We start from the raw sequence: 23,091 nt of genomic DNA, 5'->3' as shown, positions 1-23,091 counted from the left end.
TGGCAAAACTAGCGAAAGGAGATAGGTTGAAAATTGATGTAGGTTAGGTGGATAGATTTTTTCTGATTCGGCTTAACGATTCGGGCTGAATACCCAAAAAGGAAGCGATTAAGGTCAGGGTTACTCTATTATCTAAATTAGGATACTCTTTCAAAAAATTCAAATAACGGGTTTCGGCATTCAGGAGCAACAAATCCCTTTCTCTTTTTTCTTTTGTGGTGTAACCTTTCTCAAGAATGGCAATAAGCAACTTATCCCAATGATTGTTTTCGTTCCTTAACTTTATCCATTGATTATATGTGATTTCTATAACGGTAGACTCTTCCAGAGCTTCTATAATAAAAGATGACGGTGAGCCAGTAATCATTGCTGAATAAGAGCCGATAATATTGTTCTCAGGCATAAATCCTTTGGTGTACTCTTTACCTTCACTCGTTACATAGTAATACCTGAACAACCCTGATTTTACGATGGCAAATTTACGAGGTGTTTGTCCTTCATGAATAAAAATTTGGTTTGGGATATAGCTTTTTTCAACTCCGAATGTTGCCAATTCAGAAATTAGTGCGCTTAGATTGTCCATTTTTTCTGCGTTACTGACACGGTTTGCATTTTTTTGTAAGTTTAAGTTACTTCAATATGAATAGCAAACACGGTTTTTAATTATTCAAAACTATAGAGTTATTTCTGATTTTTTACTGGAATTACAAAGTAATGCTCGTCGCAATCCGTATTTTATCCTGCCCAATTCTCCCGGTCAAGGGTTCGTAATTGAATGGCTTCCGACAGATGGTCGGTTTCAATACCATTCGATCCGTTGAGATCTGCAATTGTCCGTGCAACTTTTAGAATGCGGTCATAAGCTCTGGCAGAAAGTCCTAAACGATCCATTGCATGCTTCAGCAATTGTTTGCTTTCCGGGGAGATTTCGCAAAATTCGGTCAGTTCTTTGCGCTGCATCATGGCATTGCAATGAGTTTGAGAACCTTGGTAACGGTTGAGCTGGACCAATCGAGCCTGAATGACGCGTTCCCGGATCTCAGCACTGGTCTCGGTCGGTGCATTGAACGCCAGGTCGTCAAAAGAAACGGGAGTAACTTCCACATGCAGGTCGATCCGGTCTAAAAGCGGTCCGGATATTTTGTTCAAATAACGCTGAACAGTTCCGGGTGCACAGACGCATTCTTTTTCGGGATGGTTGTAGTAGCCGCACGGACAAGGATTCATGGCAGCAACCAACATAAAACCGGCAGGATAATCAACGGAGAAGCGCGCGCGGGAAACTGTCACTGTCCGGTCTTCCAGAGGTTGCCGCATTACTTCCAGAACTTGTCGTTTGTATTCGGGTAGCTCGTCTAAAAACAGAACTCCGTTGTGCGCAAGTGAAATTTCTCCGGGTTGCGGATAAGAACCTCCGCCCACAAGCGCTACATCTGAGATGGTATGATGAGGTTTGCGGAAAGGTCGCTGAGTTACCAAACCGGTATTTTTCCCGATTTTCCCGGCTACCGAATGAATTTTTGTCGTTTCCAGTGATTCGTCGATGCTCATCGGGGGAAGGATCGTCGGTAAGCGTTTGGCAAGCATGGATTTTCCTGCTCCGGGCGGCCCTATCAAAATTACATTGTGTCCGCCCGCCGCTGCAATTTCGAATGCTCTTTTGATCGCACTTTGACCTTTTACATCCCTGAAATCCACTTCGTTTTCATGGAACTGACGCTTGAATTCTTCTTCGATGTTAAAACTGGCAGGAACAAATGGCCGGGTATTGTTTAAGAAATCAATGACTTCCTGCATGTTTTCCATTCCGTAAACGTCAATGCCTTCAACGATTGCAGCTTCGGATTCATTTTGTTTGGGAAGAATGATTCCCTTGAATCCATCTTTTTTAGCCTGCATGACGATTGGTAAAACTCCTTTGATGATCTGAAGTGTCCCATCCAAAGACAATTCACCCAGCAACATGTAGTCTTCCAATTTTACGGAAGAAATTTGCTCCGAAGCAGCCAGGATTCCGATTCCAATGGCCAAATCAAAAGTCGATCCTTCTTTCCGGATATCGGCAGGGGCCATGTTGACTGTTATTTCTTTTCCGGGATAATTGAGGTTATTGTTTTTTAGTGCAGCTTTAATTCGCTGATGGCTTTCCTGAACTGCTTTGTCGGGCAGACCTACCAGCGTGAAATTAACTCCGTTTGCAATGTTTACTTCAATTGTAATAGTTGTTGCATCAATACCAAATACCGCACTTCCAAATGTTCTTACCAGCATAAATGTTTCGTTTTTTACTTTAAGTTATGCAGAAAGTTGATTTAAAACAATAGATTGATTAAAAATTAATCTAAAAAATGATTTGTTTTTAATCTTAGTAAATGATCTAAGTTGACCAACTCTTTTACCAATTTCCTTCTTGGTTTTGGGATCAAAAGCTCGTAATAGTGAACCCGATACTCCAAAAGGACTAAATCTGCTGCTTTTAGCATTTCAAGATGATGATGAATGGTTGATTTGGTAGTCTTGAATTTTTTAGAAAGATCGAGACTTTTTATATTCTTCTCTCTTAATAGAATATCCAATATCTCAATTCTGATTTCATGAGAAATAGCTCTTCCCAAAAGTGTAGTTGGCGTGCGATCTACAGCTAATCCATAATTTCTTTTTGCAGGCATAATTTATCTTTCTTATATAAGTTAGAGAAAAATATGATTTGAATGCAAGGGATTTTTTATTTTTTCTGGTTCGTTAAAACTAGAATTCTAGTCTTTTTTAAATAAAGGATGTTTTTCCGGTTCGTTAAAACGCGAATTCTCACTAAATGAATTTCCTTATGGAATTCCACATCCTTAATTGTAACCACCCATCCAAAAGTCACTTTCCCTAAAAGCATTAGTATTATTTTTACATCATTCAAAACTGATCTTAATTCCATGATTCGAATTTTCGGACTTATCTGTTGCCTTTTTCTTTCGGTTGGTCTATACGGGCAATCTCAGTGGATCCGGTTTTCCCTGACTGGAAAAGATATTCCGTGTGAAGATGTCTCAAAGCAACTGATTATCTCTGCAAAAATTGACGGGAAAGACAGTATTTTGAAAAAAGAAGCGTTTTCAGCCTGTCAGCAAATTATTGAAATCCCTAAGGTTGACGGAATTTATTCTTTTACGATTCAGACACAACTGTATCAGCCGATCTTATTAAGTTTTGAAATTAAGTCGTCTACAGCAGACACGATTGAGCTGGGGCCGTTCGCATTGAAAGAACCGGTTTCCAATTTGGATGAGGTAACGATCACCGGTGTACAACGCAAGTTTATCGAGATCGAAGCGGATAAAACGACTTTAATTGTGAAAGATAATCCGGTGTTATCGATCAGCAGTATATACGACGCCATTTTGAAAATTCCGGGAGTTATGCCTTATCCGGGAGGTGGTTTTGCTATCGGTGGGCAGTTGGCAACCGTTTATTTTGAAGGAGTTCCGAGCAGTTTGTCAACAGATGATCTGATGAACCTCCTGAAAAGTTTACCGGCAAATTCGGTGGAAACGATTGAGATTATTTCCAATCCCGGTGCATCTTTTGATGCCAACGTGAGCGGTGCGGTGATCAACATCAATAGCATTGGAAAAGCGACCAAGTGGTTGTCGGGAACCGTTACTTTGAATTATGGGTTGAATCAAAATCAGAAAATTTCTCCTTCGATTGTAATGAGCGGAAGGCAGTCCAAATGGAGCTGGCAGTTTCAGGCCGGGTATTCATACAACGAACGGTCGAGCAGAGATACTTCTGAACGGGTGTTTAACTCATTCAGTCCCACGATCGGTTTAAATTCGGACAGAAAGGAGCAAACCCTGAACAGCTACTATTATTTTAAACCTTCCGTGACATTGAATTTGTCAAAACGTTCCACTTTGATCCTAAACTATAACGGATCTTTCGGCGATAACCGCATTAAGGGGACTTCTCTTACGGGAAGCCAATCCATTGTACCTGCCGTGGAACTTCAAACGGATTATAATTCCCGCAACTACGGAATAGGAAATGAAGGAATTCTCAAGTTTCGGCAGGAATTTGATACATTAAAACGAGTGCTGAATGTAACCGCATTTTATTCCAACTACCGGAATACATCAAAAAGAAGCAATATCCAACGGGTTTCTGCAGACGAAGATTACAGTATTTTGGATTACTTTATGAACATCAACCGCTTTTATATGAGAGCAGATGCTGAAATTCCTTTCGAGAAAATCAAATTCTATTTGAATACGGGAGTGAAATATAGCTTGATGCATGTTGATAATACCGGCTCATACAATTTGAATAATTCCTCTTCCGACATTTTTGAGAATCCATTTTATACCTCAGTTATAGATTTTGATTACCAGGAAGACAACATTGCCGCTTACGTTGATTTAAAAAAGAAGCTGGGGAAGAAGGTCTCTATCGGAGCGGGCTTGCGGGCAGAAAATTTCGGATTAAACCGGAATTCCAATGTTTCTGCTTCCGCCGCGAATAATTATTTCAATTTATTTCCCTCCTTTAACGCCATTTACCGTATGAATTCGCTGGTGAATGTTATTGGTACCTATTCCCGGAAAATCGGGATTCCAAACTTTTCACAGTTCGATCCTAATAATTCGGGATATTACGACCAATTTACTTCTTCGAGCGGAAATACGCAGCTGAAACCCAATTTTTATGACAACGCACAGTTCAAAATCACTTTCTTTGATTACGCACAGTTATCCGTCAATTTTACACATTCTCAATTTTTGAATCTGAACGAGGTGGTAGTTGAACCCAATTCAGTGCAAACGATTCAGACTTTCCGCACGTACAGCAATGTGAATTCACTTAACTACTTTTTTGCTCTTCCTGTTCCTTTCGTGTTGTTTACCAAAGGATTGAAGTTTATGGATGAGCCGGTTGACGTGGAAAAAATGTCCTTTTTATATATCTATAGCTCATTTACGAAAACAAGTATTGCCGGCTACAATTATGTGAATCGGAATAAAGGCATGTGGACATTGGGTGTCTATTCACAATTTATTTTGCCGTGGAAGATCCGAATGAATATCGACTATTATATCACAAGCAAAGGAAATTATCAGATCTATGAATTTGTGAGAAACCGTTCCGGATTTGATGTGATCCTAAGCAGGGAGTTCCAGGATAAAAAATGGAAAACTTCCATCTCATTTGAAGATATTTTTAATACGGATCAAAGCAATGCCCGTGTTTCCTTTCCGAATATTCACATGAACAGCTATTCAAAACAAGACACGCGCATTATCTGGTTCAAACTTTCTTATTCATTCGGGAGGATAGAAAAGAACGATTCGGAAGGTTTGAATTTACCGAATGTAGGCGGAGAATAGATTTTCCGGAAATACAAAATCCCGCTCTGCTTGCGCAAAAACGGGATTCCGGAATGTGTATGTTTTTATAAAGCCGCTAAAGCTTTTTCGTAGTTCGGTTCATCTTTAATTTCCGGCACCAATTCGGTGTACACCACGTTGTGATTTTCATCCAAAACAACTACAGATCTTGCATGTAAACCTTTTAAAGGGCCATCCAATAACTCCAAACCGTAGTTTTTTCCGAATTCACCGTCTCTGAAATCAGAAAGTGTTACCACGTTCTCAATACCTTCAGCCCCGCAGAAGCGTTTTTGAGCGAAAGGTAAATCGCGTGAAATGCATAGAACAGTTGTATTCTCCAGGGAAGAAGCCTTTTTATTGAATTCCCGAACCGAAGTCGCACATGTGCCGGTATCAATACTCGGAAAGATGTTTAAAATCAGTTTTTTACCTTTGAAGTTGTCAAGTGAGGTAGTTCCTAAGTCTGAATTTACCAGGGAAAAGTCTGCTGCGTGAGATCCTTTTGCAGGTAATTCACCGCTTGTGTGTAGAGGATTTCCTCCTAAAGTTACGTTTGCCATTTTGTGTGTTTTTTTTACTATCTAAAAGTAATTCTTAATTGGGGATTTCGGTTTGCCGCGGCGGAAATTATTTGATTGCCTTAGTCATTTCCCGTTTTCCGGGAGGACCGGGAAGAGTGCTTACTTCAAATCCTACGGACTTTAAATCGCGCTTAACCTGTCCTTTTGCGCAGTAAGTCACCAAAACCCCGCCGGGGCTTAACCAATCGTATATTTTTCGGAAGATTTCGGGACTCCATAATTCCGGTTGAACTCTCGGACCAAAGGCATCGTAATAACATAAATCGATTGTTTCCTTTCCCAATTCCAGGTCCTGGATCTGTTTTTGGACTTTTTCCAATACAAAATGCTCCGAGATCTCGCGGGCTACATTCCAATCCACCTGGTGCATCTTCTTGAATACTTCTGCTGCTTCCTCATCGTTTGTGAACGAAGTATAATTCATTCCCTCAATTTCTTCGGGGCTTGGCGGAAAGGCTTCCAAACCAATGTAGTGAACGTATTGATTTCGTTTTTCAGAAGCGAAATAAGTCAGCAGTGCATTTAAACCTGTTCCGAAACCCATTTCGAAGATCGTTAAGTAATCACCCGGTTTCGGATTCAATCCATGCTTGATGAAAACATGCTGTGCTTCCTGCAATGCGCCATGACTGGAGTGATAATGTTCATTCCACTCAGGAAGATAGATAGTTGTTGAGCCATCCGCAGTTTTTACCAATTCACGTTTCATGTTGCAAAGCTAGCTATTTATGAATTATCAATTATGAATTATCAGGAAGAGCATTCTATTCTTGTTAATTGAGACATTCATAATTGATAATTGATAATTGATAATTGGGACATTCATAATTTATAAGGTACATTTTACCTAAAATTAAAATTCAGATTTCCCATAAAGAAAATGAATCCTTAATTTTGTGGCATGAGTGAAAAACAGACCCAAGGCTTAATTTTTATTTTAATTACGATTTGTATCGATTCTATCGGGTTGGGGATTATCATCCCTTCCCTTCCAAGTTTGATTGCTGATGCAACCCATTTGTCGATTACAGAATCTTCCAAGTATTCAATACCTGTGTTGATTACCTATGCGGCAATGCAGTTTTTGTTTTCACCGCTGATCGGGAATTTAAGTGATCGTTATGGCCGCAGGCCCATTATCTTAATGTCACTTTTGGGTTTAGGCCTGGACTATGTTTTCATGTTTTTTGCTCCGAGTTTAGCCTGGCTAATAGTTGGTAGAGCTGTTTCGGGGATGTTTGGAGCGAGTTTCACTACTGCGGCTGCTTATATTGCGGATATTTCTACAGATGATAACAGAGCCCGGAATTTCGGGTTGATCGGAGCTGCGTTTGGAATCGGATTTATTATAGGCCCCGCAATCGGTGGAGTTGCATCCGAATTCGGATTACGCGTTCCTTTTATGGTAGCGGCATTTTTGTCTTTGGCAAATTTCATTTATGGTTTAATCTTTTTGAAAGAATCATTGCCTCCGGGCGATAGAAGAAAATTTGAGATCAAGCGCGCAAACCCCATTGGTGCGATCAAACAAATCGTTCATTTTCCGAAGTACAGGGGATTGTTTGTGGTTACATTCATCGTTTTGCTCTCAAACATGGCGGTGCATTCCGTTTGGAATTATTACACCATTGCGCGTTTTGGGTGGGAAATTCGCGATGTTGGAATTTCACTTGCGGTAGTTGGTGTTTGCTTTGGAGTTGTCCAGGGAGCAATGGCCGGATGGATCGTTAAGAAAATGGGAGAGAAGGGAGCAGCAACATTAGGCTTGGTGATCCTGAGCCTGGTAACACTTGGAATCGGTTTGGTTCCTTATGGCTGGATGATGTATGTGATTATTTTGCCTTATGCATTTTCAGGAATTGTGGATCCAAGCATTCGCTCATTGGTTTCGGGTGAAGTAAAGAGTAATGAACAGGGAGAATTACAAGGTATTTTTACTTCATTAATGAGTTTGGCAGAAATTGTCGGTCCGATGTTCATGATCTGGATTTTTTATAAGTCTGTTCCTTTGGCAGAAAAAAATTCAATCTTTTACGGGACACCTTTCTTCGTAGCAGGAGCTTTGGCTCTTATTGCCCTGATTCTTTTGCGCTATGTATTCAGCAAGATTGCATTTAAGGCAAATGAAGCACTTCTGGATGAAAAAATGGAAGAATCTATGGAAAGCTAAAAAAGCCCCTCTAGCTAGAAAGGGGGGCTTCTTCTCTTTAATTTACTCAGCTATACAGCTGGTTTTCTTCATCAGGCAGGTATTCCGTTCGTTTTGCTTTGTTAAATGCTGAAGCATTCAAACTTATATTACCTAACCGTACTCTATATCTCCATGTACCCTGATTAAACAACGTTTTCTTCATGGGTTAAAACTAAACGGGACCTTTCTGTGAAGAAATATCTTGAGTTATTTTTTACCGAAAATTGCGAAAAGATCGATAATGCTTGTTTGATGTGAAAACCATCGTATCATATCCTTTATATTTAATTGTTTCTCCAAAAATCATCCTTTTTGTTTGGTTTTTTGTTGTCTGTTTTTACCCGAATTTGTAAGCGGTTCAGATTCAATGACAAGTGGTAATATAAAGTGATTATGATTTATTAATTGATGTATCAATTATTACCTTTGTTTAGGTAATCCATTGACTATGAATAAGATTTTGCATCCAGAAGACTGTAAGGCAATTGAGAAGTTAATTACTTACATGAACGAGCATCCGCATGAAAATTTCGATGTGGCAAACCATGCCCGGATGATTGGATTTTCAGTCTCCAAACTGAATAAAAGTTTTAAAGCACACATGGGCATCGGTCCTGCAAGTTACTTCCGCAATCTTAAAATGGAGAAAGCCAGAAAGTTACATATTGAGGATTCTTATACCTGGACAGAAATAAGCTCAATTTTCGGATATGCAGATCTTGCCTCATTTAGCAAGGCATTTAAAAGAATTCACGGATTTTGTCCACGGAATGCAACTTGGAGTGAGTAAATGACGTTATTACTATAACTCAATTTATCATGTACTACAACAACATTTTACAAGTGGAAAAACTAGATTCGATTATTTTTTATAAGATCGACAGAGCTATTAGAACTTATCGGCAATTTGCGCAAGCTCGGTTAAGGTCTTTGGGGCATCAAATTACAATTGACCAATGGCTGGTCATTAAATGTTTGATTGAAAATCCGGGGATCCAGCAAAACGAAATTTCGGAATTGGTGTTTAAGGACGCAGCCTCTGTAAACAGAATGATTAACCTGCTGGTGGAATCAAAATACCTGAAGCGCAAGATCAATAAAGCAGATCGCAGGAAAATGGATATTTTGGTTACCCAGAAAGCATTGGACGCCATGGATGCCATGGATGAAGTGATCCCCGACAACCGTGCTACGGCATTAAGCGGATTGACGCAGGAAGAAATGCAGATCACCACGAAGGTGATGACCCAGATCGCAAGTAATTGCAAGAAATAGATTTACTTCTTTTTAATTTGAAACACCGGCGAAGCGATTTGGCTGGTGTTTTTTGTTTAGGGAGAATTTTGCTCTCATTTTCGGGTTCTTCTGTGGGAAGTAATTCCTGCAACATCAAGTATAGATCAAGTAGGGATACTCCGACTTTCAAGTATGGATTAAGTATAGATACCCCACCTTTTACACTGCGAAACTTCAGTGAAGCAGTGTTTCATTTTCAAACTACGAAGCTCGAAAGAGCGAAGTAGGTTTCGCATTCGAAGCTCGAAAGAGCGCTGAAAGCCCTGACCAAAGCGTCAGTGTTGAAAACCTTGACCGTAGCGTCAATGGTAGTAGTTCAAACTTCGAACCCTCGAAGCGGGATTCCTCTCTCGTTCTGCTTCTCATTCTCTCAGCCGCGGCTGATTGTTCACCGGTATTCCGGGTTTTCAAATTCCCAGCGTTCGCCATTATCCCAATCACGCCTTGAGTTTCCATAACTTGGATATCCCTTATTGGCTTTCAACATGGAGGCTAAATGAAGTAAATTGTAAGTCATAAATGTAGTGTTCCGATTAGCGAAGTTGCTGTCAAAACCAACCGGATTATCCAGCTTTTTTCCATTCCATTCTTTGTCGCCATAACTTGGACCAGGCCCAATTTCTCCAATCCAGCCGCAATCAGCCTGGGGTGGAATGGAATACCCGATATGCTGCAAAGAATACAGGATTCCCATTGCACAATGTTTTACGCCGTCCTCGTTCCCGGTAATAACACATCCTCCTGCTTTACCATAAAACAAATATTGCCCTTTGTCGTTCATTAAACCACTCATTGCGTAAAGCCTTTCAATCAACTTTTGGGCTATCGAAGATTTCTCCCCAAGCCAGATCGGTGTGCCTGCAATTAAGATATCAGCCTCTATGATCCGTTTGAATAATTCCGGCCATTCATCCTGGTCCCAATTGTGTTCCGTCATATCAGGATATACTCCGTTTGCTACCTGATGATCAACCAATCGAATGGAATCGACTGTAACACCTTCTTTGGTCATGATTTGTTTTGAAACCTCCATCAATAAATCTGTATGACTGGTTTCAGGCGATTTTTTAAGTGTACAGTTAACATAAACTGCTTTCAAATTACTAAAATCCGGGTTTTTCATAGGTCCTTTGTTTATCTGACTGTGACTTCTTTATTTTGCCTTTTCCCAGGCTGTTTTTTTCTTGAATGCCCCGGTTGACCAGAGAGCCCATAAGATCAATACAGGTTGGAAAAATAACCGGATCAGCCGTTTCAGGTCGGTATCTAATCCGAAAGCGTCAATTCCATTGGTGTATTGTGATATGTTTCCCGGGAAAACGAGTACATAGAAAATGGCTAAGGCTATCCCAACTTTCACTTTTTGTTTTACCCAAAAGATCATAGCTAATCCCAAAATGATTTCCACAACTCCGGAAGAGACTACAACAAAGTCCTTAAAACCCGGGTTATCAGGAAGCCAGTGGGGAACTTGCGCCAGGAATTCTGTTCGTTGAAAGGTTAAATGAGCAATACCTGCGAATAACATAAATGTTCCAAGGAGGATCCTCATTACATTTTGAAAGAGGGATGTCTTCATATTTGATTGTTTTATTGCAAGAGATTAAGTTACCGCTTTTTTTCGAGGGATAAAATTCAGGCTTAATTACGGAACTGCAAACTATTATTGTTAGCAGAATGTCGGCGAGTAAAATTATTAGGCACAAAAAGTCCAGATTTTCATCTGAACTTTTTGTGGGGAAGAACGGACTAAGCTTGAACTATGAATAAGTATTCATGGTTCCAAAGGTGGTTTTCGTTTTAGCGTAAAAACAAACCAGACAAAAGCAAATAGCCCAACTGCAAAAATGCTATCTCCAATGACACGTAACCATTTTATATTATCCATCCCGGGACCTTTAATGAACTCGGCTGAGCGTGCGTACCACATCCCTTCATTGACACTCGCAATAGACTGCAAGATTCCCATTGGCAGCAAACTCAGTACAAGCATCAGCATCAGACCTATATTGATTGACCAAAATGCGAAGCCGATTAACTTGTTATTCCATTTCTGAGTCCGGTACATGCTTCGAAGCATAAATAAGATCAGGCCGAGGCCAAGCATTCCGTAAACTCCAAACAAGGCGCCGTGGGCATGTGCCGAAGTTGTATTCAAACCCTGAATATAATACAATGCAAGGGGTGGATTAATAATAAATCCTAAGATTCCGGCACCGAAGAAATTCCAGAATGCGACTGCAACAAGGCAGTAAATCGGCCATTTATAATCGGCCAGCCATTTCGTTGCTTTGCTTAGCTTGTAATTTTGATAGGCTTCATATCCAATCAATACCAACGGTACTACTTCCAGGGCACTGAATGTTGCTCCGATAGCCATAATTGCTGTTGGTGTTCCGCTGAAATACAAATGGTGGAATGTTCCGAGAATTCCGCCTGAAAGAAAGATAACAGTTGAGAGGATCACAGTAATTGTTGCCGTTTTTGTACGCAATAACCCCAATCTTACGAACAGGAACGAAGATACGACTGTGGCAAAAACTTCAAAGAATCCTTCTACCCAAAGGTGAACGACCCACCATCTCCAATACTCTGCGATGGCAAGATTTGTTTGGCGGCCCCACATTAATCCAGCGACATAAAATAATGCAATTGCCGCTGATGCGACCAAAAACATTGTCAGTAATCCTTTTTCTGCAGTTTTACTCCTGATTACAGGAATCAGAGGTCTAAACATCAGCGCAAGCCAGATAAATAATCCGACACAAAGAAAAATCTGCCAGAATCTTCCAAGGTCTACATATTCGTAGCCTTGATGACCAAACCAAAAATTGGTTTCAAGTCCGAGTTTCTGCATGACTCCCATCCATTGACCTGCCATAGATCCCAAAACAATAATCAGTATGCAAATAAAAAGGAAATTCACCCCAAGTTTTTGAAATTTCGGATCTTTTCCTGCGACCGAGGGCGCAATATAAAGACCGGTTGCAAGCCATGCAGTGGCAATCCATAAAATACCTAGCTGGACGTGCCAGGTCCTGCTAATTGCGTAGGGAAGTGTACCAGCAAGATCAAACCCATAGAAAGCATCGCCTTCAACCCCGTAATGCGCGGTGACTACTCCAGCCGTAACCTGGATCAGTATTAGGATACTTATAACCCACACGTATTTTTTAATCGCCAACATTGAAGGTGTTAGTATCTGTCGCATCAGTGGATCTTCAACCGGCATTTCCGGCTTTGAGTCCTCACGTAATCGGGCATGATAAAAAACCATGCCGCCAACTCCTATCAAAAGTAGGATTATACTAACGCCTGTCCAGATCAGCAGATTTCCTGTTGGTTTATTCCCAACCAACTTTTCGGAGGGCCAATTATGCGTGTAGGTGATTTCACTACCGGGACGCTCGGTTACGCAAGCCCAGGTTGCCCAAAAGAAAAATCCACACATTTGACGCATACGTGTTGAATCTTTTATAGCGTTTTTAGGAATGGCATAATTGTTCCGGAGTTCGTCCAACTCAGGATTCTCCATAAACAGTCCGGTGTAGTAGCCATTCAAATATTCAATAGCTTCGGCGCGTACTGGTGTGACGGTTATGTTCCCGGTTTCAGGATTATACGTGTTTTTGCGAAGTTCAAGTTGAAGCCGTCTTTCCAATCCTGCCTGTTTTTCACTTGCCAGGGTTTCATATGGTATCCCGTATTCCGACTGGGACCAGCGATTCAAAATAAAGATAGCTTCGCGATGCAGCCAGTCCGCTGTCCAATCAGGTGCAAGGTATGCACCATGTCCCCAAACAGACCCGACTTCCTGTCCCCCCATACTTTGCCAGACATTTTGTCCGTCTTTAATATCCTGTCCCCTGAAGATCACCTGTCCTTTAGTTGTGACAATACTTTTTGGCAATGGAGGTGCTTTTTGGTAAATTTCGTGTCCATAATATCCGAGAACTCCCAACGATACCGTTGTGATCAGGATAAATGCGATCCATAATTTTCTTTCCTGGCTCATAAGGCTATGATTTTAAAGGATGATGAATTCGGCGCTACCCGGATGCTTTTGGTGACTGGAAAAATGCTGTGTTTATACTTTTTTCCAAATCAGATTTCATGTCCGACCTGATTGCTGCAACATCTGTAACACCTGATTGGTGAATTGCGGTGATGTGCTTTTCATTGTCGAACCGTTTTTAGTAAGGTAGGTACTATAATTCGGAAATACCTGATTTATTTCAGGAAACTTTACGTGCACCGGGAAATTCCGGATTACCGGTTGAGTGCTTCAATACAAGCTTTCCATTATGCTTTTTTAGCCGTTCCTGGATGTTTTGTGTTGAGCCTTTGTAAAATAAATCAGTTGACTTAGAATAGAGGATATAAGAGTAGAACATGAATAGTGGGTTTCTACAAATAAAAAAAAGCCTTGCAAAATTGCAAGGCTTTCGTGGGGAATGACGGATTCGAACCGCCGACATCCTGCTTGTAAGGCAGGCGCTCTGAACCAACTGAGCTAATCCCCCATACTTTGCGTTTTTTAAGTTACCGTTGTTCCTCAAACGCGAGTGCAAATATAAGCCATTATTTCTTTTCTGCAAGGCCTTTTTGAAAAAAAAACTCAAAAAAATCATGAACCAAAAAGAAGGAACCGAAAATTAAAACCGTATCGGCTTTGTTTGCAGATTCTTGCGCTTTTGACAATGCTTTTACCGGAGAATTAAAAAATTGTTTTTTTTCTATCCGGTCACCCACTTTTTCTTTCAAATCTTCCAGGCTAGTGCTTCTGGGATTGGAGAAAGTCGTGAAATAGAAGGATGCTTCCGATGGAAATTCATCCAGGATTGCATTCAAATCTTTATCAGAACTGGTTCCGTAGATACAATGAAGTGCTCCTTTATTTAGCTTTTTAACCGAATTGAATAATGCATGGATTCCTTCTGCGTTGTGTGCGCAATCAACGATCGTTAAGGGTTCTCTTGAAATAACTTCCATTCTCCCGAAGAACCCGGTGTTTTTTTTGAGGTTCCGGATTCCTTTTTCCCGGATTATCTGATCGCAGGCAAAGTGGTGTTTTTCCAGGTAGTCACAAACAGCGGAAACTATGCGGTAATTCCCGACCTGGTAACCAATAATTCCCTCGGGTAAATATCCATCTCCGTCAGGAATAATTATTTCAGAGTTTTTCTCTTTGGCGATTGCTTCAAAAACAGGGAATGTTTCAGCGTCAGTTTCACCCAAAACAACAGGAGTGTCTTTTTTGATGATCCCGGCTTTTTCATATGCGATCTCTGCCCGGGTCTCTCCCAAAATATTTACGTGATCGAGACCGATATTGGTGATCACTGAAATAATCGGTTGAATAATATTTGTAGCATCTAATCGTCCTCCTAAACCAACTTCAGCGATAACAATAGAACACTTATTCTGATGAAAGAAGTCCAAGGCCATCATCCAGGTAATTTCAAAGAAGGAAGGCTCAATACTCCAGGTGTGATTTCTTACTTTTTCGCAAAATTCAATTACAAATTGTTGATCGACAGGTGATCCATTGATCCGGATTCGCTCTGTAAAATCAAAAAGGTGAGGAGAGGTGAACAATCCAACCTTTTCACCGCTTTCAGTAAGAATGGATGCCAGCATGTTGGAAACAGAACCTTTTCCATTTGTTCCGCCCACATGAATGAAACGCAATTCTTTCTCCGGGTTTCCGAAAAATGAGCTAAGTTCTTCGATATTCTTTAATCCGGGATTATAGGCTTGCGCGCCCAGGTTATGATAAGCCGGGAATTGCTGAAACAACCAATCGATGGTTTCGGAATAATTCATGGAATTATTGTGACTTGAAATAATACGTAATAGTTCCTTCCTGAATCGGCGTTGCAGCATACTCGAAACGCGATTTTTTTGCGTAATTCATGGCTTGCTCTACACAGCAGGGATTTGCATTTTCAGGAGCCTGGGATTGTGCCCAGTAAACGTCTCCGTTTGAATTCACTTTCACCTTTACAACAATCTTTTCGTTTACACCTCTTCCGCACATATAACCTGGAATTTTAATGTAATCAGGGTTGTTCTGGTGAGGCTTTCGGCCGTTCATATTCCATTCTGCAAGCGTTTTCCCCTGCACACTTGAGTTAGTCCCGACGTTTCCACCTTGTCCGCCTTCTTGTTTTTGCTGTTGTCTTTTCTTTTCTTCACGCTCTTTTTTGCGCTTTTCCATTTCTTTCTGGATCCTCTCCCTTTCAGCAGCTCCGCCTGTCATTTCGAACTGCTTTGCTTCAAAATCGTATACGTCTTCTTCGGGTGTTTTCGGTTTAACGGGTTCCGGTTGTGGTTTGGATGAAGATTCGGTTGTTTCAGGTCTGTCTTCTGCCTTTTCGCCTCCATCTTTTGATTCCGGAAGTCCGTCGCCATTGTCTCCCTGATAATTAAATTGGGCTGGAGGAGTTTCCACCATATTCTCATCGTTCAGCGTGAACTGAGTAGTGTCTGAAACATCACTGAAAGTCATTGAATTTAATCCTTCGTAGTTGTTTACAATGGTTTTGGTGTAAACTGCAGCAATTCCCAGTAAAACGGCTCCAAGGAGAACGTACATCATAATGACCGGTTGCCGGTTCCTGATATGATAAGCACCATATCGTTTATTCTTATGCTGGAAAATCGTTTTGAAATTTTTCGCGTGAAATTCTTCCCATTCACTGTTGTCTACATACTGGTAGAGTGAAAAAATAATAATGAGTATAAATAGAATATATACGAATAACATAAACCTCTTTGTAAACCACTTTAAATCTACAAGTAAAAAATGAAGAAATTATTTTTTAAACGACTTTTAACGAAACTAGTTTGCACTAATTCGAATGACAATCGCATCCTTCATGTTCTTTGTGGTAGCAACTTTGTTGAATCGTGCCTGATTCTTTACGATATTAATAACCTGGTTAATCAAAGTCATATCATTCGTATTGGAACCGTTCTTTATGAAGGTCGGTTTCCCGATAATATTTCCGTTCGGATCAATCAAAACGGATAAAACAATAACGCAGTTTTCATCAGACTGGAGATTACTGGTATTTGGTTTCTCTACCAAAAAGCGCTTTGGATTTCCACCTGAACCCGGTCCGCTTCCATCACCTTCACCATCTCCATTATCATTCCCGATACCGTGACCGTTTCCACGACCGTCTCCGCCTCCGCTCCCACCTGTTCCAAATGGATTGTCGCTGACGTTTTGTCCGCTCGGCGGATTATTGTTGGGAGTATTTGTGTTCGTCATATTGGAATTTCCCGACTTCACATGCGTACTGCTGCTTTTGGTTGTCAGGACCTGTTCCATTTGCGGAGGAGTTTGATCTGCCTGCTCTACCTTTGCCGGTGTTCCGGATCCGCCACCACCTGTTCCTTCTTCCAAAATAGCAGGATCAAGTGGAATTAGTTCCATTTCCATATCCTTGTACAGCAATTGTTCCGGAAGTGGGGGAGTGGGAATGCGGTATCCAAGAAAATGAAGGATAGTCAGCAATAAAACAAAGGCAGATAGCGCAATGATTCCTGCAACTTTACGATCTTTTATTTCGTAAACTTTTTCTGTTTCTAAACCAAATTCTTCCATATTCCTGAGTTTAATTAGCTAACCTGTTTGGCAGTAATTATTTTAAAATGAATTTAATGAAAATTAGCTTGCGGTAATACGAATAGTAATCGCTTCCCGCATATTCTTTGAAATATTTAACTTATTGAATTGCGCCTGGCTCTTCACCATACTGATAACCTGATTTATTAATGTTGTATTGTTGGTTGTAGAACCACCTTTTACAAACCCGGGATTTCCAATGATATTTCCATTCGGATCAACTAAAACGGATAAGACGATTTTACAATTCTCATCCGATTGGAGTGTATTTGTGCTTGGTTTCGCAACCAGGTAACGTTTGATGTTTTCTCCGGATTTGAAATCACTGTTATCCTTCACCTGATCATCGCCGATAGTACGGTTGCCGAAACTGTTTCCGCCATTGATTCCACCCGTTGCGAATGGATTATCACTGATATGCCGGGCTGAGGAAGCATTATTAGTCGGAGTGTTGGTGTTCGTAATATCCGAACTCCCTGATTTTACATGCGTATTACTGCTGTTTTCAGTCAGGATTTGCTTCATCTGAGGAGAAGTTGTTTCCGCTTGTTTTGCTTTAGCAGGAGTACCTGATTTGCTGCCTCCGTTACCACGCTCTAAAATTTGAGGGTCAAATGGAATGAAGGTCGTTTCTTCAGATTCAATTTGTGACGGAAGCGAAGACGTTGAAATACGGTATCCGATAAAACAGAGAATAACTAATGACAATGCAAGAACAGATAATGCAATGATCCCGGCAATCTTGCGATCCTTGATCCGGTAAGTTTGTTCTGTTTCAACACGAATGGCCATATTTCTCGATTTTAACTCATTACCCGGCTTTGGTAGCAATTACAAACTTCAATTGATGTTTCAATCCAAGCTGCAATAAGTCTATCAATTCCTGAACATCTAAGTCATACGCAGGACGAAGCACTACGGTTTCATCTTTTCGCAATTTTGTTTCCTGCAATAATCGTACTTCCAGGTTTTCGGCGCTTACTTCTTCTTTGTCGAGGTAATAGCGTTTTTCACTCGTAACCGTCAAAGTCAGGTGAGATCCCACTTTATTGTCCGTTTCTTTTGCATCCGGAAGCGGAACTTTGATCACGTTCGGATTTGCCAATGTTGAGATAATCAAAAAGAACAAGAGCAAAAAGAACATGATGTCGCTCATGGAAGAGGATTCGACTCCTGCATGAAAGCGTTTTTTGCGTTTTATTGCCATTTTCCTGGACGTTGAATGATATTAATAAACCCTAAGTTCGTTGACTGGATTTTCAAAGTATAACTATCAATCATCGCATTCAGAATGTGATAAGCCGAATAAGCAATAATACCAACAGTTAAACCAGCTCCTGAACTGATCATCTTTTCATAGAGACCTCCTGAAATATTTCCGATACTCACGTTTTCCGAAATGGAAATATTGTAGAAGATCTTAATTACCCCAGCAATGGTACCGATGAATCCGAAAGTTGGTGCGATACCTGCAATCAATCCCAGTACACCCATTCCTTTTTCCATTTTACCGATTTCGATATTGGCAACTTTCTCCATGTTCGATTCGATTTCGGAAACAGGTCTTCCAATCGTTTGGATTCCTTCCGCAACTACAGAACCATAAGCGCTTTGGTCGCGTTGTACCTGATTTAATGCATCCTGGATATTTCCTTTTTCCAGGTTCATTCGAATGTCATTCAATAAATTGGAATTGTACACAGACATGCGTTTGATGTAGCGGTAACGCTCAATAATCACATACAGGGTGTAAAACAACAAAATGATGATCGGAATAATGAAAACACCACCCTTCATTACGAACTCCAGTGCTGTAATCTTTTCACCTGCTTTCACTACCTTTTCAGCTTCTGCACCCTTTTCCGTAACGACTTGCGCCAAACTCAACAGTGGAGTTGCTAAAAATAAAATTGTAAATATTGCTGCTTTTCTCATCTGGTTTATAAATGAATACATGAATCAATTTCCAAAAATACGCCCCATTAACGGATGATTTTCCCTTTACGTAAAGAGATATTCACAGTATTTTGTTTATAGGGATTGGAGTTTTGCGATTCGCGTGTATACTTTTAATAATTCGTGGATGAGGAATTGGTTACAATTGGATAAGTAATAAGCATCAAATTGATAAATTCGGTGCAAGTTTCTGGAAGCCCAATCTATGTGAATTTCCGGGAATTTATCCCGAAGAATCGCTCGTTTCAAGAAATTCTTCGGGTCCCTTTTGTTAATAGTATTATACCAGCTGATTCAAGGCGATTTCAAATGCAGCTTTTGCAATTCCGGTTTTTGATGGATTCTTTGCATGGGCTTTTCTTAAAGCATCACCGATAATTTTACTGGTGTCTTCAAAAATTCCCTGATCTGTTAACACATTCAGATCGTTACTCATTAAGTAAGCGAAAACGCGAGCCATTCCGCAATTGGAAATAAAATCGGGAATAACTGAAATGTGATTGTCTGCATAATCAGCAATCGGTCCGAAGAAAATTTCTTTATCTGCAAACGGAACATTCGCTCCTGCAGCGATTACCTGAACACCTCCTTTGATCATTCGCTCCACTTGTTCTTGTGTAATTAGTCGGGAAGCTGCACAAGGGATAAATACGTCTGCTTGTATGTCCCAGATCTTTGCATTGATCTCTTCGAATGATTTCAATTCGGGATGAATGATTTCGTTCCCGTTTTTTGTGAGGAACAATTGCTTGATCTCTTCCAGGGAGAATCCGTTCTCGTTGATTAAACCTCCTACACGGTCGATGATACCGACAATTTTAGCTCCTGATTGAGCCAGGTAATATGCTCCTGCTGAAGCGACATTCCCCCAACCCTGAACTATGACTTTTTTCCCTTTTAAGTCACCGCCCCAAATATCATAATAATGTGCTACCGACTGAGCAACACCGTATCCGGTGATCATGTCAGCTACAACATATTTCTTTTCTACGCTCGGACTGTATTGGATATCTTCAATCACTTTCAAAACTCCTTGTCTCAATTGACCGATACGGTTGATCTTTTGAGCTTCACGAGGCTGGAAATGTCCATTAAAAACACCTTCCTGCGGATGCCAGATACCACAATCTTCGGTAATTGGAATGACTTCGTGAATTTCATCTACGTTCAAATCCCCTCCGGTTCCGTAATAATGCTTCAAAAGTGGAGTGACAGCTGCGTACCAGCGTCTCAAAACACCTTCTTTGCGTGGATCTTTCGGGTCGAAGTTGATTCCTGACTTAGCTCCGCCAATGGGAGGTCCGGCAACGGTGAATTTCACTTCCATCGTTTTTGCAAGACTTTCTACTTCACGTTTGTCAAGGCCAACTCGCATGCGGGTACCTCCTCCGGCTGCACCGCCTCGTAAAGAGTTAATAACTACCCATCCTTCTGCTTCAGTTTCAGCATCTTTCCACTCGAAAACAATTTCCGGGCGCTTATTTTCAAACTTGTGAAGTAAATCTTTCATGTTAACTAATTCGTTGAATCATTCAAATATTGAGCAGCAAAAGTAAGGAATTATTGCTCTTTCAGCATGCGAAAGGATGAAATCTCCCGGTAATCTTTGCTGTAAACCGGATTCCTATGGCAAATGATGCACTCCGCCAATTACATTTTTAACAGCACCTGTAACACTGGAGAGGCAATTTGGTTCATTGTTCAGGTTCAGAGCACCCAATAATCCAAAGATTAAGGCTTCCTTATAGTCAATCAGTTCGTTGTCCACAGAAATGATTTCCCCGGTATAATAACGTTTTAAACGTTCAATTAAAAAGGTGTTTTTTGCTCCGCCGCCGGTAATCATGACGCGCTTGAGTTCATTTTTGGTGCAAATCTCTCCAATTTGAATAGCGATGTGTTCCACAACTGTAGCAAGGTTGTTTTCAATGTCTTTATCAAATTTCAGTAAAGGGTAGAAGTATTGCTCCAGCCATTCGGTACCCAGTGATTTAGGTCCTTCCTCGCGGTAATAATCCAAACTATTCAATAGATCCAGCAGGAAATAATTTAATTCTCCCGCTCTTGCCAAATCGCCGTTCTTATCGTACTCCAGTTTTTTTGACCGTGCCAATTTATTCATAGGAAGATTCGCCGGACAAATGTCGTATGCACGAACAACGCCTTTTTCTTCAAAACTGATATTTGCAAAACCACCGATGTTGATAAAACCATCTGCTTTTGATCCGAACAAATATTGATCACCGATTGGAACCAAAGGTGCTCCTTGACCTTGGTACAACACGTCTTTTGTCCTGAAGTCGCCAATTGTTCGGATTCCCGTTTTTACAGCGATTACTGCAGGATTTCCGATCTGAGTTGTAAAACCTCGTGCAGGTTGATGAAATACCGTCTGACCATGTGAAGCAACAGCATCCACTTCTTCTTTTGAAATCTTGCTTTCTTCAATAAATTGATTGATGCAAGAAGAGAAAAAGTCTCCCAGATCATGGTCTAAAGTTGCCAGTTGTGATCCTGATAATTTGCTGGCTTCGTGCATGCTGGAAAGCAGGATCTCAGGGAATTGGAAGGTGTGAGACGCGTGAATTTTAAACTCCCAATTCTTATCAGAAACCTTCGTGTATGTGGCATAAGTTATATCGACCCCGTCCAGCGAAGTACCTGACATTAAGCCGATTATTTTGAATGAATTCATAAAAGACGAAAATTAAGTTTTTATAGGTACATTTGTCTCCTGAACAAATATAAAATAAACTGCGATACAGATGAATTTCGAATTGACAGAAGAACAAAAAGCGGTAAAAGAAGCTGCACGTGATTTCGCTCAAAACGTTTTAAAACCTGGGGTAATAGATCGGGATAGAGATCAAAAATTTCCTGTTGAAGAAATGAAACAACTTGGTGAACTTGGATTCTTAGGAATGATGGTTGACCCGAAATACGGAGGTGGAGGTATGGACACTATGTCTTACGTACTTGCGATGGAAGAAATTTCTAAAGTGGATGCTTCATCTTCAGTTTGTATGTCAGTAAATAATTCTCTTGTTTGCTGGGGATTGGAAAAGTTTGGAAGCGAAGAGCAAAAAGTAAAGTTCCTTACTCCGCTTGCTAAAGGTGAAAAGATCGGCGCATTTTGTTTATCTGAACCGGAAGCCGGATCCGATGCAACTTCTCAACGTACAACGGCTATTGACATGGGAGACTATTACTTGTTAAATGGAACAAAGAACTGGATCACGAATGGTTCAACTGCTTCCACTTATATTGTAATTGCTCAAACAAATGCTGAGCTTGGTCACAGAGGTATCAATGCATTGATCGTTGAACGTGGAATGGAAGGTTTCATTGTAGGAGCGAAAGAAGATAAATTAGGTATTCGCGGAAGTGATACACATACATTGATGTTCCAGGACGTAAAAGTTCCAAAGGCTAACCGTATCGGTGAAGATGGATTCGGTTTCAAATTCGCGATGAAAACTCTTTCGGGAGGACGTATCGGTATTGCTGCTCAGGCTTTGGGTATTGCTGCAGGTGCTTTTGAGTTGGCTACTGCTTATTCGAAAGAACGCAAAGCATTTGGAAAAGAGATTTATAAGCACCAGGCAATCGCGTTTAAAATTGCAGACATGGCTACGGAAATTGAAGCTGCCCGTTTGTTGGTTTACCGCGCTGCTGCTGATAAGGATGCAGGAAGAAACTTTGATCAATCTTCTGCAATGGCGAAGTTATATGCTTCTAAAGTTGCAATGGAACAAACAGTAGAAGCTGTTCAGATCCACGGAGGTTACGGATATGTAAAAGAGTACCATGTTGAGCGTTTGATGCGTGATGCGAAGATTACTCAGATCTACGAAGGAACTTCCGAAGTACAAAAGATCGTTATTTCAAGAAATATATTGGCTGATTAATCCCATCAGTATGGAAATGGAAGGCATTCAATTTGAATGCCTTTTTTTTGTGCTAAAAATCGTGGATTTTTTTAACGGTATCCCTTTTCCTCCAAGGGCTGTTCGCGATATCGCGAACTTGCAACCGAAGGACTATGAAATCACA

The 23,091-nt window shown here is 40.7% G+C and carries 22 protein-coding genes and 1 tRNA gene; 5 read left to right on the top strand and 18 right to left on the bottom strand.

Annotated features, from left to right (window positions below; all coding sequences use genetic code 11):
* Positions 1-43: 43 nt before the first annotated feature.
* From K0S23_RS16860 to K0S23_RS16850, 3 genes are all read right to left on the bottom strand, one after another.
* Positions 44-583: a Crp/Fnr family transcriptional regulator gene (locus K0S23_RS16860; protein WP_300359871.1), complete on the bottom strand. Its 540-nt coding sequence runs from the start codon at positions 581-583 to the stop codon at positions 44-46.
* Between the two features lie 152 nt (positions 584-735).
* Positions 736-2,271, bottom strand: coding sequence for a YifB family Mg chelatase-like AAA ATPase (locus K0S23_RS16855; RefSeq protein WP_300359869.1), 1,536 nt, complete (start codon positions 2,269-2,271; stop codon positions 736-738).
* 65 nt (positions 2,272-2,336) lie between these two features.
* A complete protein-coding gene (locus tag K0S23_RS16850; protein WP_300359868.1) occupies positions 2,337-2,669 on the bottom strand; it encodes an ArsR family transcriptional regulator in 333 nt (110 codons plus the stop codon).
* A 258-nt stretch (positions 2,670-2,927) separates the two neighbouring features.
* On the opposite strand from K0S23_RS16850, the gene K0S23_RS16845 reads away from it, so the two are divergent.
* On the top strand, positions 2,928-5,375 hold the full coding sequence (locus K0S23_RS16845) for a TonB-dependent receptor (RefSeq protein WP_300359867.1): 2,448 nt from the start codon (positions 2,928-2,930) through the stop codon (positions 5,373-5,375).
* 65 nt (positions 5,376-5,440) lie between these two features.
* Here the strand turns inward: K0S23_RS16845 and tpx are convergent, their stop codons facing one another.
* Both tpx and mnmD read right to left on the bottom strand, forming a co-directional pair.
* The gene (tpx, locus tag K0S23_RS16840) at positions 5,441-5,938 is read right to left on the bottom strand and encodes a thiol peroxidase (protein WP_300359865.1); all 498 of its coding nucleotides are present in this window, start codon (positions 5,936-5,938) and stop codon (positions 5,441-5,443) included.
* Between the two features lie 67 nt (positions 5,939-6,005).
* Complete coding sequence (mnmD, locus tag K0S23_RS16835) at positions 6,006-6,668, bottom strand: tRNA (5-methylaminomethyl-2-thiouridine)(34)-methyltransferase MnmD (RefSeq protein WP_300359864.1); 663 nt, start codon at positions 6,666-6,668, stop codon at positions 6,006-6,008.
* A gap of 192 nt (positions 6,669-6,860) precedes the next feature.
* Here mnmD and K0S23_RS16830 point away from each other — a divergent pair, with 192 nt between their 5' ends.
* The 3 genes from K0S23_RS16830 to K0S23_RS16820 all read left to right on the top strand — a co-directional run bounded on the left by K0S23_RS16830 (position 6,861) and on the right by K0S23_RS16820 (position 9,425).
* A complete protein-coding gene (locus K0S23_RS16830) occupies positions 6,861-8,129 on the top strand; it encodes a TCR/Tet family MFS transporter (protein ID WP_300359862.1) in 1,269 nt (422 codons plus the stop codon).
* A gap of 469 nt (positions 8,130-8,598) precedes the next feature.
* Complete coding sequence (locus K0S23_RS16825) at positions 8,599-8,940, top strand: AraC family transcriptional regulator (RefSeq protein ID WP_300359861.1); 342 nt, start codon at positions 8,599-8,601, stop codon at positions 8,938-8,940.
* A 53-nt stretch (positions 8,941-8,993) separates the two neighbouring features.
* Positions 8,994-9,425 carry a MarR family transcriptional regulator gene (locus tag K0S23_RS16820; protein ID WP_300359859.1) on the top strand — a complete coding sequence of 144 codons (432 nt, stop codon included), beginning with the start codon at positions 8,994-8,996 and terminating at the stop codon, positions 9,423-9,425.
* 409 nt (positions 9,426-9,834) lie between these two features.
* On the opposite strand, the gene K0S23_RS16815 is transcribed toward K0S23_RS16820, so the two are convergent.
* The 13 genes from K0S23_RS16815 to K0S23_RS16755 form a co-directional block, all read right to left on the bottom strand.
* On the bottom strand, positions 9,835-10,569 hold the full coding sequence (locus K0S23_RS16815) for an NAD(P)H-dependent oxidoreductase (RefSeq protein WP_300359858.1): 735 nt from the start codon (positions 10,567-10,569) through the stop codon (positions 9,835-9,837).
* Between the two features lie 30 nt (positions 10,570-10,599).
* Positions 10,600-11,025 (bottom strand): hypothetical protein, encoded by a 426-nt coding sequence (locus K0S23_RS16810; RefSeq protein ID WP_300359857.1) that lies wholly within the window; start codon positions 11,023-11,025, stop codon positions 10,600-10,602.
* 195 nt (positions 11,026-11,220) lie between these two features.
* Positions 11,221-13,461: a nitric-oxide reductase large subunit gene (locus K0S23_RS16805; RefSeq protein WP_300359856.1), complete on the bottom strand. Its 2,241-nt coding sequence runs from the start codon at positions 13,459-13,461 to the stop codon at positions 11,221-11,223.
* A 220-nt stretch (positions 13,462-13,681) separates the two neighbouring features.
* Positions 13,682-13,840 (bottom strand): GIY-YIG nuclease family protein, encoded by a 159-nt coding sequence (locus K0S23_RS16800; protein ID WP_300359854.1) that lies wholly within the window; start codon positions 13,838-13,840, stop codon positions 13,682-13,684.
* 54 nt (positions 13,841-13,894) lie between these two features.
* Positions 13,895-13,969: transfer RNA gene (locus K0S23_RS16795), tRNA-Val, on the bottom strand.
* Between the two features lie 58 nt (positions 13,970-14,027).
* On the bottom strand, positions 14,028-15,272 hold the full coding sequence (locus K0S23_RS16790) for a folylpolyglutamate synthase/dihydrofolate synthase family protein (protein ID WP_300359852.1): 1,245 nt from the start codon (positions 15,270-15,272) through the stop codon (positions 14,028-14,030).
* 4 nt (positions 15,273-15,276) lie between these two features.
* Complete coding sequence (locus K0S23_RS16785) at positions 15,277-16,215, bottom strand: hypothetical protein (RefSeq protein ID WP_300359850.1); 939 nt, start codon at positions 16,213-16,215, stop codon at positions 15,277-15,279.
* Positions 16,216-16,290: 75 nt separating this feature from the next.
* Complete coding sequence (locus K0S23_RS16780) at positions 16,291-17,061, bottom strand: hypothetical protein (RefSeq protein ID WP_300359848.1); 771 nt, start codon at positions 17,059-17,061, stop codon at positions 16,291-16,293.
* 63 nt (positions 17,062-17,124) lie between these two features.
* Positions 17,125-17,874, bottom strand: coding sequence for a hypothetical protein (locus tag K0S23_RS16775; RefSeq protein WP_300359846.1), 750 nt, complete (start codon positions 17,872-17,874; stop codon positions 17,125-17,127).
* 19 nt (positions 17,875-17,893) lie between these two features.
* Complete coding sequence (locus K0S23_RS16770) at positions 17,894-18,289, bottom strand: biopolymer transporter ExbD (RefSeq protein WP_300359845.1); 396 nt, start codon at positions 18,287-18,289, stop codon at positions 17,894-17,896.
* The gene (locus K0S23_RS16765; protein WP_300359843.1) at positions 18,280-19,017 is read right to left on the bottom strand and encodes a MotA/TolQ/ExbB proton channel family protein; all 738 of its coding nucleotides are present in this window, start codon (positions 19,015-19,017) and stop codon (positions 18,280-18,282) included. The genes K0S23_RS16770 and K0S23_RS16765 overlap by 10 nt, the downstream gene beginning before the upstream one ends.
* A 301-nt stretch (positions 19,018-19,318) precedes the next feature.
* The gene (locus K0S23_RS16760; RefSeq protein WP_300359841.1) at positions 19,319-20,548 is read right to left on the bottom strand and encodes a Glu/Leu/Phe/Val dehydrogenase dimerization domain-containing protein; all 1,230 of its coding nucleotides are present in this window, start codon (positions 20,546-20,548) and stop codon (positions 19,319-19,321) included.
* A 114-nt stretch (positions 20,549-20,662) separates the two neighbouring features.
* The gene (locus K0S23_RS16755) at positions 20,663-21,733 is read right to left on the bottom strand and encodes an anhydro-N-acetylmuramic acid kinase (protein ID WP_300359839.1); all 1,071 of its coding nucleotides are present in this window, start codon (positions 21,731-21,733) and stop codon (positions 20,663-20,665) included.
* Positions 21,734-21,803: 70 nt separating this feature from the next.
* On the opposite strand from K0S23_RS16755, the gene K0S23_RS16750 reads away from it, so the two are divergent.
* A complete protein-coding gene (locus K0S23_RS16750) occupies positions 21,804-22,946 on the top strand; it encodes an acyl-CoA dehydrogenase (RefSeq protein ID WP_300359837.1) in 1,143 nt (380 codons plus the stop codon).
* Positions 22,947-23,091 lie beyond the last annotated feature (145 nt).

It is taken from the genome of Fluviicola sp., from assembly GCF_029266855.1.
GTDB lineage: Bacteria > Bacteroidota > Bacteroidia > Flavobacteriales_D > Crocinitomicaceae > Fluviicola.
Note: the sequence above shows the minus strand (reverse complement) of the source record. Positions and strands in the feature narration are given on the sequence as shown.

Bases quoted from the DNA above. Each gene is read 5' to 3' on its own strand.
- K0S23_RS16825 (WP_300359861.1), top strand. From the start codon at position 8,599: ATGAATAAGATTTTGCATCCAGAAGACTGTAAGGCAATTGAGAAGTTA.
- K0S23_RS16860 (WP_300359871.1), bottom strand. From the start codon at position 583: ATGGACAATCTAAGCGCACTAATTTCTGAATTGGCAACATTCGGAGTT.
- K0S23_RS16830 (WP_300359862.1), top strand. From the start codon at position 6,861: ATGAGTGAAAAACAGACCCAAGGCTTAATTTTTATTTTAATTACGATT.
- K0S23_RS16845 (WP_300359867.1), top strand. From the start codon at position 2,928: ATGATTCGAATTTTCGGACTTATCTGTTGCCTTTTTCTTTCGGTTGGT.
- K0S23_RS16855 (WP_300359869.1), bottom strand. From the start codon at position 2,271: ATGCTGGTAAGAACATTTGGAAGTGCGGTATTTGGTATTGATGCAACA.
- K0S23_RS16750 (WP_300359837.1), top strand. From the start codon at position 21,804: ATGAATTTCGAATTGACAGAAGAACAAAAAGCGGTAAAAGAAGCTGCA.
- K0S23_RS16755 (WP_300359839.1), bottom strand. From the start codon at position 21,733: ATGAATTCATTCAAAATAATCGGCTTAATGTCAGGTACTTCGCTGGAC.
- K0S23_RS16790 (WP_300359852.1), bottom strand. From the start codon at position 15,272: ATGAATTATTCCGAAACCATCGATTGGTTGTTTCAGCAATTCCCGGCT.
- K0S23_RS16780 (WP_300359848.1), bottom strand. From the start codon at position 17,061: ATGGAAGAATTTGGTTTAGAAACAGAAAAAGTTTACGAAATAAAAGAT.
- K0S23_RS16775 (WP_300359846.1), bottom strand. From the start codon at position 17,874: ATGGCCATTCGTGTTGAAACAGAACAAACTTACCGGATCAAGGATCGC.
- K0S23_RS16760 (WP_300359841.1), bottom strand. From the start codon at position 20,548: ATGAAAGATTTACTTCACAAGTTTGAAAATAAGCGCCCGGAAATTGTT.
- K0S23_RS16805 (WP_300359856.1), bottom strand. From the start codon at position 13,461: ATGAGCCAGGAAAGAAAATTATGGATCGCATTTATCCTGATCACAACG.
- K0S23_RS16810 (WP_300359857.1), bottom strand. From the start codon at position 11,025: ATGAAGACATCCCTCTTTCAAAATGTAATGAGGATCCTCCTTGGAACA.
- mnmD (WP_300359864.1), bottom strand. From the start codon at position 6,668: ATGAAACGTGAATTGGTAAAAACTGCGGATGGCTCAACAACTATCTAT.
- K0S23_RS16850 (WP_300359868.1), bottom strand. From the start codon at position 2,669: ATGCCTGCAAAAAGAAATTATGGATTAGCTGTAGATCGCACGCCAACT.
- tpx (WP_300359865.1), bottom strand. From the start codon at position 5,938: ATGGCAAACGTAACTTTAGGAGGAAATCCTCTACACACAAGCGGTGAA.
- K0S23_RS16815 (WP_300359858.1), bottom strand. From the start codon at position 10,569: ATGAAAAACCCGGATTTTAGTAATTTGAAAGCAGTTTATGTTAACTGT.
- K0S23_RS16770 (WP_300359845.1), bottom strand. From the start codon at position 18,289: ATGGCAATAAAACGCAAAAAACGCTTTCATGCAGGAGTCGAATCCTCT.
- K0S23_RS16800 (WP_300359854.1), bottom strand. From the start codon at position 13,840: ATGTTCTACTCTTATATCCTCTATTCTAAGTCAACTGATTTATTTTAC.
- K0S23_RS16765 (WP_300359843.1), bottom strand. From the start codon at position 19,017: ATGAGAAAAGCAGCAATATTTACAATTTTATTTTTAGCAACTCCACTG.
- K0S23_RS16785 (WP_300359850.1), bottom strand. From the start codon at position 16,215: ATGTTATTCGTATATATTCTATTTATACTCATTATTATTTTTTCACTC.